Annotated in this window: 12 protein-coding genes; 6 read left to right on the forward strand and 6 right to left on the reverse strand. The window is 61.0% G+C overall.

Translation table 11 applies throughout. From position 1 onward, the window contains the following. Window positions 1-44 precede the first annotated feature (44 nt). Genes ACGSLL_RS08520 through ACGSLL_RS08535 form a run of 4 tightly spaced genes read left to right on the forward strand, consistent with a single transcriptional unit; the run spans window position 45 to window position 3,556 of the window. Window positions 45-1,193, forward strand: a complete 1,149-nt coding sequence (locus tag ACGSLL_RS08520) for an ABC transporter permease (RefSeq protein ID WP_394504853.1) — start codon at window positions 45-47, stop codon at window positions 1,191-1,193. Continuing rightward, window positions 1,190-1,993, forward strand: coding sequence for an ABC transporter ATP-binding protein (locus ACGSLL_RS08525; RefSeq protein ID WP_258451043.1), 804 nt, complete (start codon window positions 1,190-1,192; stop codon window positions 1,991-1,993). The genes ACGSLL_RS08520 and ACGSLL_RS08525 overlap by 4 nt, the downstream gene beginning before the upstream one ends. Before the next feature lies 1 nt (window position 1,994). Further along, window positions 1,995-2,933 carry an MlaD family protein gene (locus ACGSLL_RS08530; RefSeq protein WP_090287914.1) on the forward strand — a complete coding sequence of 313 codons (939 nt, stop codon included), beginning with the start codon at window positions 1,995-1,997 and terminating at the stop codon, window positions 2,931-2,933. Next, on the forward strand, window positions 2,930-3,556 hold the full coding sequence (locus tag ACGSLL_RS08535; RefSeq protein WP_394504856.1) for an ABC-type transport auxiliary lipoprotein family protein: 627 nt from the start codon (window positions 2,930-2,932) through the stop codon (window positions 3,554-3,556). Before ACGSLL_RS08530 ends, ACGSLL_RS08535 begins: the two co-directional genes overlap by 4 nt. A gap of 115 nt (window positions 3,557-3,671) precedes the next feature. On the opposite strand, the gene ACGSLL_RS08540 is transcribed toward ACGSLL_RS08535, so the two are convergent. From ACGSLL_RS08540 to ACGSLL_RS08560, 5 genes are all read right to left on the reverse strand, one after another. After that, window positions 3,672-4,901 (reverse strand): nucleoside recognition domain-containing protein, encoded by a 1,230-nt coding sequence (locus tag ACGSLL_RS08540; RefSeq protein ID WP_394504858.1) that lies wholly within the window; start codon window positions 4,899-4,901, stop codon window positions 3,672-3,674. 228 nt (window positions 4,902-5,129) lie between these two features. Next, window positions 5,130-6,461, reverse strand: coding sequence for a glutamate/aspartate:proton symporter GltP (gene gltP, locus ACGSLL_RS08545; protein WP_394504860.1), 1,332 nt, complete (start codon window positions 6,459-6,461; stop codon window positions 5,130-5,132). A gap of 707 nt (window positions 6,462-7,168) precedes the next feature. Beyond that, the gene (locus ACGSLL_RS08550) at window positions 7,169-7,633 is read right to left on the reverse strand and encodes an inhibitor of vertebrate lysozyme family protein (protein WP_258451040.1); all 465 of its coding nucleotides are present in this window, start codon (window positions 7,631-7,633) and stop codon (window positions 7,169-7,171) included. A 2-nt stretch (window positions 7,634-7,635) separates the two neighbouring features. Then, window positions 7,636-7,800, reverse strand: coding sequence for a DUF1328 domain-containing protein (locus ACGSLL_RS08555; protein WP_003177151.1), 165 nt, complete (start codon window positions 7,798-7,800; stop codon window positions 7,636-7,638). A gap of 74 nt (window positions 7,801-7,874) precedes the next feature. Then, on the reverse strand, window positions 7,875-8,162 hold the full coding sequence (locus ACGSLL_RS08560; RefSeq protein WP_394504864.1) for a hypothetical protein: 288 nt from the start codon (window positions 8,160-8,162) through the stop codon (window positions 7,875-7,877). A 429-nt stretch (window positions 8,163-8,591) separates the two neighbouring features. Between ACGSLL_RS08560 and algB the strand changes: the two genes are divergently transcribed. Next, the gene (algB, locus tag ACGSLL_RS08565; protein ID WP_093096334.1) at window positions 8,592-9,938 is read left to right on the forward strand and encodes a sigma-54-dependent response regulator transcription factor AlgB; all 1,347 of its coding nucleotides are present in this window, start codon (window positions 8,592-8,594) and stop codon (window positions 9,936-9,938) included. Between the two features lie 10 nt (window positions 9,939-9,948). Continuing rightward, window positions 9,949-11,739 (forward strand): ATP-binding protein, encoded by a 1,791-nt coding sequence (locus ACGSLL_RS08570; RefSeq protein ID WP_394504866.1) that lies wholly within the window; start codon window positions 9,949-9,951, stop codon window positions 11,737-11,739. A gap of 38 nt (window positions 11,740-11,777) precedes the next feature. On the opposite strand, the gene ACGSLL_RS08575 is transcribed toward ACGSLL_RS08570, so the two are convergent. Then, a complete protein-coding gene (locus ACGSLL_RS08575) occupies window positions 11,778-13,391 on the reverse strand; it encodes an EAL domain-containing protein (RefSeq protein WP_394504868.1) in 1,614 nt (537 codons plus the stop codon). Between the last annotated feature and the right edge of the window lie 51 nt (window positions 13,392-13,442).

Here is a 13,442-nt window from a genome sequence, read left to right on the forward strand (position 1 = left end):
GCTATTACGTAGGCTCACGTAACAGCCGTACAAGCACGGAGCTTATGATCAGCAGCCCAACGCCCGGCAGTGCCCGCCTGGACACCTCGCTCAGCCCTGCCCGCTTGCGGGTCAGCGGCGACTGGACGCTCGCCCATTACACGGCGCTCAAGCACCTGAGCGAAAAGCTCCACGGCCAGTACGACACCAACACCCCGATCGATCTCAACGACCTCGGCGCGCTCGACACCGCCGGCGCCTCGCTGCTGGTGGAATTGCTCGGCGCCGAACGCCTCGGCAAATCCGCTGAACATCCCGATTGCACCCTGTCCGCCGCTGATCGTGCCTTGCTGCAGACGGTGTATTGCTCGCTGAGCGATTTCTGCGTGCCGCTCAAGGAACCGGAAGTCAGCGTCAGCGTGCAATTGCTCACGCGCATCGGCCGCGCGGTCGACACCGTGTGGCAAGACACCCTGCAACTGCTCGGCTTTGTCGGCCTGATTCTCGAAACCCTGGCGCGCGGGTTGTTCCGGCCCAAGCGCTGGCGCATCACGCCGATGATCGCGCACATCGAACAGACCGGCCTCGACGCCGCGCCGATCGTGGCGCTGCTGACGTTTCTGGTCGGCGCCGTGGTGGCGTTTCTCGGCGCGACGGTGCTGGCCGGTTTTGGCGCGACGATCTTCACCGTCGACCTGGTCGGCTTCTCGTTCTTGCGCGAGTTCGCCGTGCTGCTGACGGCAATCCTGATGGCCGGGCGCACCGCCAGTGCGTTCACCGCGCAGATCGGCTCGATGAAAGCCAACGAAGAAATCGACGCGATCCGCACCCTCGGCCTCGACCCGATGGAGCTGCTGGTGGTGCCGCGGGTTCTGGCGATGCTCGTAGCGCTGCCGATGCTGACCTTTCTGGCAATGCTTTCGGGGATCATTGGTGGCGGTGTGGTCTGCGCGGTGTCGCTGGATATCTCGCCAGCGATGTTCCTCTCGCTGCTGCAATCGGACATCGGTGTGCAGCACTTTCTGGTCGGCATGGTGAAGGCGCCGATCTTCGCTTTCCTGATCGCCGCGATCGGTTGTCTGGAAGGCTTCAAGGTCAGCGGCAGCGCCGAATCGGTCGGTGCGCACACCACTTCCAGTGTGGTCCAGTCGATTTTCGTGGTGATCGTGCTCGACGCGGTGGCTGCGCTGTTTTTCATGGAGATGGGCTGGTGAGTCGTCTACCCCGCGCGCCCTCCGAGGCGGTGATTGAAGTGCGTGGCCTGTGCAATCGCTTTGGCAGCCAGAGCGTGCACGAGAACCTTGATCTGGATGTGTACAAAGGCGAAATCCTCGCCGTGGTTGGCGGGTCCGGCACCGGCAAATCGGTGCTGCTGCGCAGCATCGTCGGGCTCAACCGGCCCAGCGAAGGCGTGGTCAAAGTGTTCGGGCAGAACCTGCCGAATCTGGCCGAACATGAACGTTCGTTGATCGAACGGCGCTTTGGCGTGCTGTTTCAGAAAGGCGCGCTGTTTTCTTCGCTGACAGTCACCGAAAACGTCGCCCTGCCCCTCATCGAACACGCCGGCCTCAGCCGCCACGACGCCGAGCATCTTGCAGCGGTGAAGCTGGCGCTGGCCGGGCTGCCGTTGTCGGCGGCAGACAAATATCCGGCGTCGCTGTCCGGCGGCATGATCAAACGCGCGGCGCTGGCCCGCGCCCTGGCACTGGATCCGGACATTCTGTTTCTCGACGAACCCACCGCCGGCCTCGACCCGATCGGCGCGGCGGCTTTCGATCAGTTGATCCTGACCTTGCGCGATGCGCTCGGCCTCAGCGTGTTTCTGGTGACCCACGACCTCGACACGCTCTACACCATCACTGACCGCGTGGCGGTGCTGGCGCAGAAGAAAGTGCTGGTCGCCGGGCCGATCGACGAAGTCTCGGAAACCGACGACGCGTGGATTCACGAATACTTCCACGGCCCGCGTGGCCGCTCGGCGCTGGACGCCGCCAAACTGCTCAACGAGGTCTGACATGGAAACCCGAGCCCATCATGTGTTGATCGGCCTGTTCACGGTGATCGTGGTGGCAGGCGCCCTGCTCTTCGGTCTGTTCCTGGCCAAGTCCAGCGTCGACACCGAGTTCAAGGATTACGAAGTGGTGTTCAACGAGGCGGTCAGCGGCCTGTCCAAGGGCAGTTCGGTGCAGTACAGCGGGATCAAGGTCGGCGACGTGGTCAGCCTGCGCCTCGACCCGCAAGACCCGCGCCGGGTGCTGGCGCGGATTCGTCTGGCGGGCGACACGCCGGTCAAGGAAGACACCCAGGCCAAACTGGCGCTGACCGGGATCACCGGCACCTCGATCATCCAGCTCAGCGGCGGCACGCCCGAGAGTCCGAAACTGCGCGGGCATGACGGTCAATTGCCGACCCTCATCGCCTCGCCCTCGCCTATCTCGCGCCTGCTCAACGACAGCAGCGATTTGATGACCGGCATTAGCGCGTTGCTGCAAAACGCCAATCACATGTTCTCCGCCGAGAACGTCGAGCGTGTGAGCAAGACCCTCGCCCATCTCGAACAGACCACCGGCACCATCAACGACCAGCGTGGTGACATCAAGCAGGCCATGCAGCAACTGGCGAGTGTCGGCAAACAGGCCGGCAGCATGCTCGAACAGACCTCGCTGCTGATGCGCAACGCCAATGGCTTGCTCAACGATCAGGGCAAGCAGGCCCTGGGCAGCGCCGAGCAGGCGATGAAGTCGCTGGAGCAAAGCAGCGTGACCATCAATGGCCTGCTCAGCAAAAACCAGAATTCGCTGGATAACGGCATGCAGGGCCTCAATGGCCTGGCGCCGGCGATCCGCGAATTGCGCGAGACCCTGACCTCGCTGCGCGCCATCTCCCAACGCCTTGAGGCCAACCCCAGCGGCTACCTGCTGGGCAGCGACAAGAACAAGGAATTCACCCCATGAAACTGACCCGAATCGCCCTTCTTGGCGCAGGCCTGACCTTGCTCGGTGCGTGCTCGATCCTGCCGCAGGCGGAACCCTCGGATGTCTATCGCCTGCCCGCCGCGCCGGCACCCGCCTCGGCCGGTCCGGCGGCCATTCAGTCGTGGTCGTTGCGGCTGAACAAACTGCAGGCCAGCGAAGCGCTGAATCGACCGAGCATCGCGGTGATTCCACAGGGTGACGTGATCAGCAGCTACAAGGGTTCGCGCTGGAGCGATCCGGCCCCGGTGCTGCTGCGCAACCGTCTGCTCGACGGTTTTCAGCGTGACGGCCGGGTGACGTTGCTCAGCACCGATGACAGCAATTTTCAGGCGGATCTGGAACTGGGCGGCAGTCTGCAAGCATTCCAGACCGAGTATCAGGGAACCCAGGCCAGCGTCGTGGTGCGCGTCGATGCGTTGCTGGTGCGCGGCTATGACCAGCGGATTCTCGCCAGTCGGCGCTTTGAAGAGCGCCAGCCGTTGAGCGCTGTGCAGGTGCCGGCGGTGGTGGCCGGGTTCGGTCAGGCCAGTGATCGGCTTACTGCCAAAGTCGTGGCCTGGGCCGTGGAGCAAGGCCAGAAACTCGCGCCGCATCCGCGCTGATACACCGCAATCCCTGTGGGAGCGAGCCTGCTCGCGAAAGCGGTGTATCAGTCACTTAAGCGTTGACTGACACTCCGTCTTCGCGAGCAGGCTCGCTCCCACATGGGAATTTTGCTCAGCCGAAGAACCAGTAGCAGACAGCGATAGCGCCCACCACCCCGGCAAATTCCGCCAGCAATGCACACCCCACTGCATGCCGCGCGCGCTGAATCCCCACCGCGCCGAAATACACCGCCAGCACATAGAACGTCGTTTCGGTACTGCCTTGCAGCGTCGCCGCCACCAGCGCCGGGAAGCTATCCACGCCTGACGTCTGCATGGTTTCAATGAGCATCGCCCGTGCGGCGCTGCCGGAGAACGGTTTGACCATCGCCGTCGGCAGCGCTTCGACGAAGCGCGTGTCCCAACCGGCCCACTCGACCAGATGACGGATGCCGTCGAGGCCGAAATCCAGCGCGCCCGATGCCCGCAACACGCCCACCGCGCAGAGCATCGCCACCAGATACGGCAGCAGATTCTTCGCCACGTCGAAGCCTTCCTTCGCGCCTTCGACGAACGCCTCGTAGACCTTGACCTTGCGCAGCGCACCGATCACCAGAAACAGCATGATCAAGCCAAAAAGCGTGAGATTGCCGAGGATCGACGACAATCCCGCCAGTGCGGTAGCCGAAAGCGTGCCGAGCAAGGCCATGAAGCCGCCGAGGGCGAGCGCGCCGGGAATCAGGTAGGCAAGCACCACCGGATCCCAGATGCGCAGGCGTTGCATGAACGCCACCGAGAGGAAACCGACGATGGTCGAGCAACTGGTCGCCAGCAGGATCGGAAGGAACACCAGCGTCGGGTCGGGCGCGCCTTGCTGGGCGCGGTACATGAAGATCGTCACCGGCAGCAGGGTCAGGGAGGAGGCGTTGAGCACCAGAAACAGGATCTGCGCGTTGCTGGCGACGGTGGCGCTGGGATTGAGTTCCTGCAGCGCTTTCATGGCTTTCAGGCCGATCGGCGTCGCGGCGTTATCGAGGCCCAGACCGTTGGCGGCGAAGTTCAGGGTGATCAGGCCGAGGGCAGGGTGGCCGCGCGGGACTTCCGGCATCAGCCGCAGAAACAGCGGCCCGAGCACTTTTGCCAGCCATTCGACGATCCCGGCCTTCTCGGCAATGCGCAGAAAACCCAGCCAGAGGGTGAGGGTGCCGAACAGCAGCACCATGACTTCGACCGAAAGCTTGGCCATGGCAAAAATGCTTTCCACCATCGCCGCGAAAATCCCGGCATTGCCGCCGATCAGCCACTGCGCCAGCGCCGACACGGCTGCCACGATGAAGAAGCCAAGCCACAGGCCATTAAGCATCAGTCAAATCCCCCGAAGAATGCGGCGAATGATAGCGGGGTGGCCAGAAACGACAAACCCCGGATTGCTCCGGGGTTTGTTGGTACGTTACTTGTGGCCTGGCTCAAGTCCTTTGTGGGAGCGAGCCTGCTCGCGAAAGCGTCCTGTCAGTCACATTAATGCTGAATGACATTTCGCCTTCGCGAGCAGGCTCGCTCCCACAAAAGCCAATCTCCACAGGGTTTTGCATTAGTTCTTGGAGATTTCGCCAGCCGGCAATTTTTCCTTGCTGCGCCAGTGCGGCAGGGAGTTCCAGTAGCGCTCGCCCTTGGCATCGTCGTACATGCCTTCCCAACGCGAGATCACCAGTACCGCCAGAGCGTTACCGATCACGTTCAGCGCAGTACGGGCCATGTCCATGACACGGTCGACACCGGCGATGAAGGCCAGACCTTCCAGCGGAATACCCACGCTGCCCAACGTTGCCAGCAGCACCACGAAGGACACGCCCGGTACACCGGCGATGCCTTTGGAGGTCACCATCAGGGTCAGTACCAGCAGCAGTTGCTGGCTGATCGACAGGTCGATGCCGTACAGCTGGGCGATGAAAATTGCCGCGATCGACTGATACAGGGTCGAACCGTCGAGGTTGAACGAATAACCGGTCGGTACCACGAAGCTGCAGATGGCCTTCGGTGCGCCGTAGGCTTCCATCTTCTCGATCACCCGCGGCAGCACGGTTTCCGAGGAGGCGGTGGAGTAGGCCAGCACCAGCTCATCCTTGAAGATGCGCATCAGCTTGAGCACCGAGAAACCAAACAGCCTGGCGATCAGGCCCAGCACCACGAAGGCGAAGAAGGCAATGGCCACGTAAACCAGGATCACCAGTTTGGCCAGCGGCAGCAGGGATGCGAAACCGAAGTTGGCGACGGTCACCGCGATCAGCGCGAACACACCGATCGGCGCGTAATTCATGATCATGTGAGTGACTTTGAACATGCTTTCCGACACGCCCTGGAACATCTTCACCAGTGGCTCGCGCAGGTCCGACTGCAGGCTCGACAGACCGAGACCGAACAGTACCGAGAAGAAGATGATCGGCAGCATCTCGCCGCGGGCCATGGCCGCAAAGATGTTCGACGGGATCAGATTGAGGATGGTCTCGATGAACGCATGTTCATGTTGCACTTCGGCGGCGGTCGCCTGGTACTTGGAGATGTCCACCGTGCCCAGGGTGCTCATATCGATGCCGGCACCCGGATGGAACAGGTTGGCCAGCAGCAGGCCGACGACGATGGCAATGGTGGTGACGATTTCGAAGTAGAGAATCGTCTTCAGGCCGATCCGCCCGAGCTTCTTGGCGTCGCCGACGCCGGCGATGCCGACGATCAGGGAAGAAATGACGATCGGGATCACGATCATTTTGATCAGACGGATAAAGATATCGCCTGCCGGTTGCAGGACGTTGCTGACCCACCACGCCTTCTCGGCACTGAAGTGGTTGAGCAACGCACCGATTGCAATCCCCAATACCAGACCGATGAGGATCTGCCAGGCGAGGCTAAGCTTTGCCTTCTTCATTATCTTTACCCTTACTTGCGTTTGACTCAGGCACATGCAGGAACTGGAACGCTCATCAGCGGAAAAGTCTGTGCATCTGCCTCCGTATAAGGTGCCCGGAAGCGCGCGTTTACGGCTCTTCGGCAGGCGAAAAAAGGCGCAACTATTCCGATGCAAGGATGCGCCGTCTAATGCCGTAAACGCCTACCCTATGCCGAATCGGCATGAGCTTTTTCAATTGAAACTGGCGTCCCAACCGGTTCGATTGTGACATTTCAGCCGCCATAAGTGCCGTGAACCGGCCATTCCAGCGTAGATGGCGCTAATCGGCAGCCGTAAAAAATCGACGAAAAACTTGCGAAAAAGCCTACGCAGAGAGACTAGAAGTCCCACTGTTTAAACGGTTTCTTTATCGATATACGGTCGTCAGGAAACACCGCGTAATATTTGCGATCGCAGTGTTGACGATTAAATGGCTGTGAAGGGCGCGCTGGATCAAGCTCTTACGTATTGGGAAGCTCAGCGCAAGTCCGTCGAGCCATGATCGGTCGACGAACCTGCGACGCAGCTTTTACCTGCCCTGACCCGGCCCTTGCGCAGGCACTCCCTGTACCCGTAGGTCACTCCGACCCTGTTGCAGTCAGAACGTCCCGGCCCCCTGGTCATGCACCGACCCTCCTCGGGTGGGTGCAATGGAAAGCAGCAGGGCTGCTGCCTTCATGTTCGAATCAGTACCACTTCGGATCTTTCTTCAGGGTTTCCATCAGCAGATCCTGCATGCCCTGGTCGGGTTTGCCGAAGAAGCGGTAGGTGGCATGTCGCGTCGGCGACTTGTCCTGCGGCAGACCTTCCGGCACATCGACCAGCATGGCGTAAGCGTCGTCCTTGTCGAAGCTGAAGGCGACGATCAAGCGATGGTTCAGACATTTGTCCTGACTTTCGCAGAGCGGGCCCACCAGATATTTATCGCCGTCTTCAGTGACCGCGTTCATCTGTTGTTCCGATGTGCCGGTCAGGTTGATCACCCATTCCGGTACGCGCTCCTCCTTTTTGATCACGCCTTCCCAGGTTTCCCGGTATTGCGCATCGGACGCGAGCAACTCGTTGACCCGCGTCTGGCCGTCATTGGCCGCCATCGCCATGGCGCTGCCGCCCAGAAGCAGGGCGGCGGCCAGCGTCTTCAAGACTGTCATCGTTAACCTCGGCCGCGGCGGCCAAAGAAGAAGGAAGCGATGAACATCACCAGGAACACGACAAAGAGAATCTTGGCGATACCCGTGGCGGTGCCCGCGATACCACCGAAGCCCAGTACGGCGGCGATGATGGCAATGATCAAGAATGTAATTGCCCAGCTCAACATGGTGATTCTCCTTACTTCTCTATTTAGGGGTGTTACGTGTTCCGGCGCGGCGCGCCCGAATCGGTTTTAGCGAGTCAGAAAACCCAACGTTCTTCACGCGGCAGTTGATCCAGCGGTTGTGCCTGATCGACTTCCATCATGCGCATCGTGGTGCGCTCGTCCTGCGTGCTGCTGACGGCGCTGAAATGGCTCTGCGTTGCATGCTGCATCGACACCAGTGGCGCTTCCGGCTGCTGGCTGTTTTCCCAGCGCAGGTATTGCTGGCAGGCGATCAGAGTGATCAGCAGCGCCAGCACAGCGAACAGACCTTGCTGGATATGCAGTGGCGAGAGACGCATGTGGGCGGCACGTTGGCGAGTCATCCTGGGTTCCTCACTCTTGTTCGGTTGGGGCAGTACTGATCTGCCCGGGCTGAAACAGGTATTGCAGCCTGCATGCCAGTTTTTCGTGCTTTAAAAATATATTTAAAATCAACGAGTTATGGATATTTAGCAAAGCCCCGGCGACGCATCCTGCACGATGGGGTTATCCAGCGTCGTGCGGATTGCACGATTATTTCGTAGGAGATTTCGGTCTTACGGAATGAAGAGCACACCGCAGATGTCAGAGATGTACGCAGGACAAGCCCTGCAAAACCGTGGCGGATTAAAAAATCAACAAAATCAACGTATTGGCCGTATCGGCTGGAGAGGGCTACCCTCCTATGGCTGGCATCGTTCAGAATAAACCATGCAACTTGCCCGATTTTTCCGGGACTAACCCAAGACCAATCACTATGGAGCGTAGGAAAAATGGAATCTGCCACTGAGCATCAAGGCCGCATTCTGCTGGTGGACGACGAATCCGCCATCCTGCGTACCTTCCGTTATTGCCTCGAAGACGAAGGTTATACGGTGGCCACCGCCAACAGCGCGGCCCAGGCCGAGGCATTGCTGCAACGCCAGGTGTTCGATCTGTGCTTCCTTGATTTACGTCTGGGTGAAGACAACGGTCTGGATGTACTGGCGCAAATGCGTATTCAGGCGCCCTGGATGCGCGTTGTCATCGTTACCGCGCACTCGGCTGTCGATACCGCGGTGGATGCCATCCAGGCCGGCGCGGCCGACTATCTGGTGAAACCGTGCAGCCCTGACCAATTGCGTCTGGCCACCGCCAAGCAACTGGAGGTACGCCGACTGTCGGCGCGCCTGGAAGCACTCGAAGGCGAAATCCGCAAACCCAAGGACGGCCTCGACTCTCACAGCCCGGCCATGAAAGTTGTGCTCGAAACCGCTCGCCAGGTTGCCAGCACCGATGCCAACATACTGATTCTCGGCGAGTCCGGTACGGGTAAGGGCGAATTGGCCCGCGCCATTCACGGCTGGAGCAAGCGCGAAAAGAAATCCTGCGTGACCATCAACTGCCCGTCGCTGACCGCCGAGTTGATGGAAAGCGAACTGTTCGGCCACAGCCGCGGCGCCTTCACCGGCGCCAGCGAGAGCACCTTGGGCCGGGTCAATCAGGCGGATGGCGGCACGCTGTTTCTCGACGAGATCGGTGATTTCCCACTGACTTTGCAGCCGAAATTGCTGCGTTTCATTCAGGACAAGGAATACGAACGGGTAGGTGACCCGGTCACCCGCCGCGCCGATGTGCGGATTCTGGCGGCGACCAACCTTAACCTCGAAGACATGGTGCGCGACGGGCGCTTCCGTGAGGACCTGCTCTATCGCCTCAACGTCATCACGCTGCATCTGCCGCCACTGCGTGAGCGCGCCGAGGACATCCTGACCCTGGCTGACCGCTTCCTGGCGCGTTTCGTCAAAGAGTACGCGCGCCCGGCGCGTGGTTTCAGCGACGAGGCCCGCGAGGCGCTGCTCGGCTACCGTTGGCCCGGCAACATTCGCGAGCTACGCAACGTGGTCGAGCGGGCCAGCATCATTTGCCCGCAGGAACGTGTGGAGATCAGCCACCTGGGCATGGCCGAGCAACCGGCCAACAACGCGCCACGAGTCGGCGCAGCACTGAGCCTCGACGAACTGGAAAAAGCCCATATCGGCGCCGTCCTCGCGACCGCCGGCACCCTCGACCAAGCCGCCAAGACCCTGGGTATCGACGCCTCGACCCTGTATCGCAAGCGCAAGCAGTACAACCTGTGAGCGCCCGACGATGAAACTGGCGATGAAGTTGCGGACCCGTTTGTTCCTGAGCATTTCCGCACTGATCACCGTGGCCTTGCTCGGGCTGCTGCTCGGGCTGGTCAGCGTAATGCAGATGGCCGGAACGCAAGAAGCGTTGGTGCGCAGCAACTTCGTCACCCTTGAGCTGGGGCTCAAGTTGCGGCAGACCTTGGGCGATCAACTGATCATCATGCTCGCGGAAAAGCCCGATCCCGTAGCGTTCGAGGCCTCCAAACAGCATTACTTCCAGTTGCTCGACGAGGGTATCGCCCAAGAGCAGCACGATGGCGAGCGCCAATATGGCTTCAGCCAGGCCAAGGCCGACTACCTGAGTTTCCTGCAAGCCTTCGATCTGTCTCGCGACCCCACCAACGCCGCAAGCTCCAGCGCCGATTTCAGGGAGCGCTTCAATATTCTGCGCAACGGGCTGATCACCGAACACAAACACGCCCTGGATAAGATCAATGGCGTGCAGAACGACGCACGCGACCGCGCCCTGTTGATCGCCGGCCTGCTCGGACTGGTAGGGCTCGCCGTACTGATCATCGGATTTGTCACGGCCCACGGCGTGGCCCGGCGCTTTGGTGCGCCGATCGAAGCGCTGGCGCAGGCGGCGGACGAAATCGGCAAAGGCAAATACGACGTGACCCTGCCGGTGTCCTCGTCGCTGGAACTGAATCAGTTGACCAAGCGTTTCGGCCAGATGGCCGAGGCCTTGCGCGAGCACCAGGCGACCAATGTCGATGAGCTGTTGGCCGGGCAGCAACGGCTGCAGGCGGTACTCGACAGCATCGATGACGGCTTGTTGATGATTGATCGCCAAGGTCAACTGGAGCACCTCAATCCGGTCGCCCAGCGGCAATTGGGCTGGGAAGACGACCGTCTCGGTCAAGGCCTGGGCACCGCACTTGGCAGGCCCGAACTGGATGCGCAGCTGCAATTGGTGTTGCGCGGTGGCACGCTCGAGCGCGCGCCAGACGATCTGAGCATCGAAGTCGACGGCGAATCGCGTTTGCTGACCTACAGCCTGACGCCGGTCAGCCATACCCAAGGGCACATCCTTGGCGCTGTGATGGTGCTGCATGATGTCACCGAGCAGCGTGCGTTCGAACGGGTGCGCAGCGAGTTCGTCCTGCGCGCCTCCCACGAGCTGCGCACGCCGGTCACCGGCATGCACATGGCGTTCGGCCTGTTCCGTGAGCGGGCGAAATTCCCCGAAGAGTCGCGCGAAGCGGACTTGCTCGACACGGTCAACGAAGAGATGCAGCGCCTGATGCAGTTGATCAACGACCTGCTCAACTTCTCGCGCTACCAGAACGGTTTGCAGAAGCTCACGCTCGCACCTTGCTCCATCGAAGACCTGCTGGAACAGGCGCAGCTGCGTTTCGGCGAGGCGGCAGAGGCCAAGGGCATTGCCTTGAAGGTCGAAGTGCAGGGACCGTTGCCACGCTTGCAGGCCGATCAGGTGCAACTGGATCGGGTCCTGGACAATCTCATCGACAATGCTTTGCGCCATACCGCCCGCGACGGGCAGATCCGCTTGCAGGCGCGTCGGCACGGCGAGCGGGTGATCATCAGTGTCGAAGACAACGGCGAAGGCATCGCCTACGGCCAGCAAGGGCGAATCTTCGAACCGTTTGTGCAGGTCGGCCGCAAGAAGGGCGGCGCCGGGCTCGGGCTGGCGCTGTGCAAGGAGATCGTTCAGCTGCACGGCGGCCGCATGGGCGTGTATTCGCGGCCGGGCCAGGGCACGCAGTTTTATATGGCCCTCGCCGTTTAGGCACTGTTCGACACTGCCTGGGCGCTTTTGAATGAACCTTAGGCTTCGTCGTCCATGCGCCGCCCGACGAGGCGGCGGCCCCGGGTGATCAGTTCGATGAATTGCACCGCGCTCAGTGCATGAGCGAATAGCCAGCCCTGGCCGAATTTCACCCCCTCACTGCTGAGCAATTGCGCTTGCGATTCGAGCTCGATGCCTTCGGCAATCACCTTCAGATCCAGTGCCTGGGCCATATGAATGATATGTGGCGCGACGCCGCTGCTCGCCGCGTCATGACCGAGGGCATCGATGAACGCCTTGTCGATCTTGAGGCAATCGACCGGCAACGTTTGCAGGTAGGCGAGGCTGCAATAGCCGGTGCCGAAATCGTCGATCAGTACCTGGTGGCCGACGTCACGCAAGGCTTGCAGGTTCTCCCGGGCTACTACCACATCGATCAGGCCGCGCTCGGTAACTTCGAAGGCAATCTGCCGCGCGGCAACTCGGTGCAAGGTCAGCAGACGCGCCATGACCTGGCCGACGCGCGGCACCATCACGTCGCAGGCGGCGAGGTTAACGGAGATATAAAGCTGCGGATTGGCCCGCAATAACTGGCCCAGTTGCTCCAGCAAACGCTGCAGGACGAAGTCGGTCATCTGCCGGATCTGCCCGGTATTTTCTGCCATTGGAATAAACAGGTCGGGGCTGGTCAGCGTGCCGTCTGGCCGCCGCCAGCGCAGCAAGGCTTCGGCGCCGACACAGTTGCGGCTGTCGAGATCGAAGATCGGTTGATAGAGCACCTGCAATTCACCGCGCCGAATCGCCCCGTGCAATTCGGCATCGAGCGACTGGCGTTGGCGCACCAGCAAAAACACGCAGAACCCGACAAAGCCGCCGAGGACCAGGCACAGCGGGACCACCCACCACCATACGATGGGAATGTGCATGCCGGTGCGTGGCGCGATCAACACCAGCTGATATTCCGGATTGTCGGTGGGCATGCGGTAGATCAGGCGGGTTTGCGTGACCTGCAAGGCAGCGCTGGCTTTCAGCGGCCACGGCTCGGTAGGCGGCCATATCTGCGGCTGGCCCAGCACCGGGATGGCCCGAGTGCCGTGGTCGAGTACTACCAGCAGGCTGCTGCCGGGCGACAGGTCGACCATGTCGGTGAGGTGCCCGCGCGAGGTGGCCACGCGGAAATTGCCGCGCCCGAGCATCAGCGCCGCGCGGTTTTCATCAGGTTCGGTGGTGGTGTTCAGCCAATAGCTATAGGTCGGGCCGGTGATATCCGGCGCCCGGGCACTCGAAAGACCTTCCTGGCGCGGGCGGTTGGAGCAGGTGCGCGAGGCATCCATGTAAGCCGCTTCATAAACAAAGCGATAGTTGAAGGTGACCTGCTGCAGCGTCGCGATCATTTCCTCGTCGCAACTGCGCAACGGCTGAGCTTCGAGATCATCGAGGCTTTCGCGCAACTGGCCGAACAGTTGTTCCAGGCGCACCAGAAAACGCTCGCCCTGGGCGTTCATTTCCTGGCTTTCATTCTGCTCGACTTGCCGCATTGCGACGAACATTGCACCGGAGATCAGCACGGTCGTACTCAGGACAGCCGCGATCATCGCCAAAAATACCGGGCGATAGAACCAGCTACGCAGCGTCTCTCGGGTAGCAGCCATCAGGGGATATCCGAAGAATTACCAATGAGTTATAGCTGCTGATTGCGAATT

Origin of the sequence: Pseudomonas retamae, from assembly GCF_043496865.1 — a bacterium.
In the GTDB taxonomy this organism is placed as follows: domain Bacteria; phylum Pseudomonadota; class Gammaproteobacteria; order Pseudomonadales; family Pseudomonadaceae; genus Aquipseudomonas; species Aquipseudomonas retamae.

Excerpts from the sequence above, each read along its gene's own strand:
- ACGSLL_RS08555 (WP_003177151.1), bottom strand. The coding sequence starts at position 7,800 with ATGTTGAGCTGGGCAATTACATTCTTGATCATTGCCATCATCGCCGCC.
- ACGSLL_RS08550 (WP_258451040.1), bottom strand. The coding sequence starts at position 7,633 with ATGACAGTCTTGAAGACGCTGGCCGCCGCCCTGCTTCTGGGCGGCAGC.
- ACGSLL_RS08540 (WP_394504858.1), bottom strand. The coding sequence starts at position 4,901 with ATGCTTAATGGCCTGTGGCTTGGCTTCTTCATCGTGGCAGCCGTGTCG.
- ACGSLL_RS08535 (WP_394504856.1), top strand. The coding sequence starts at position 2,930 with ATGAAACTGACCCGAATCGCCCTTCTTGGCGCAGGCCTGACCTTGCTC.
- algB (WP_093096334.1), top strand. The coding sequence starts at position 8,592 with ATGGAATCTGCCACTGAGCATCAAGGCCGCATTCTGCTGGTGGACGAC.
- ACGSLL_RS08570 (WP_394504866.1), top strand. The coding sequence starts at position 9,949 with ATGAAACTGGCGATGAAGTTGCGGACCCGTTTGTTCCTGAGCATTTCC.
- ACGSLL_RS08520 (WP_394504853.1), top strand. The coding sequence starts at position 45 with ATGATCAGCAGCCCAACGCCCGGCAGTGCCCGCCTGGACACCTCGCTC.
- ACGSLL_RS08560 (WP_394504864.1), bottom strand. The coding sequence starts at position 8,162 with ATGACTCGCCAACGTGCCGCCCACATGCGTCTCTCGCCACTGCATATC.
- gltP (WP_394504860.1), bottom strand. The coding sequence starts at position 6,461 with ATGAAGAAGGCAAAGCTTAGCCTCGCCTGGCAGATCCTCATCGGTCTG.
- ACGSLL_RS08575 (WP_394504868.1), bottom strand. The coding sequence starts at position 13,391 with ATGGCTGCTACCCGAGAGACGCTGCGTAGCTGGTTCTATCGCCCGGTA.
- ACGSLL_RS08530 (WP_090287914.1), top strand. The coding sequence starts at position 1,995 with ATGGAAACCCGAGCCCATCATGTGTTGATCGGCCTGTTCACGGTGATC.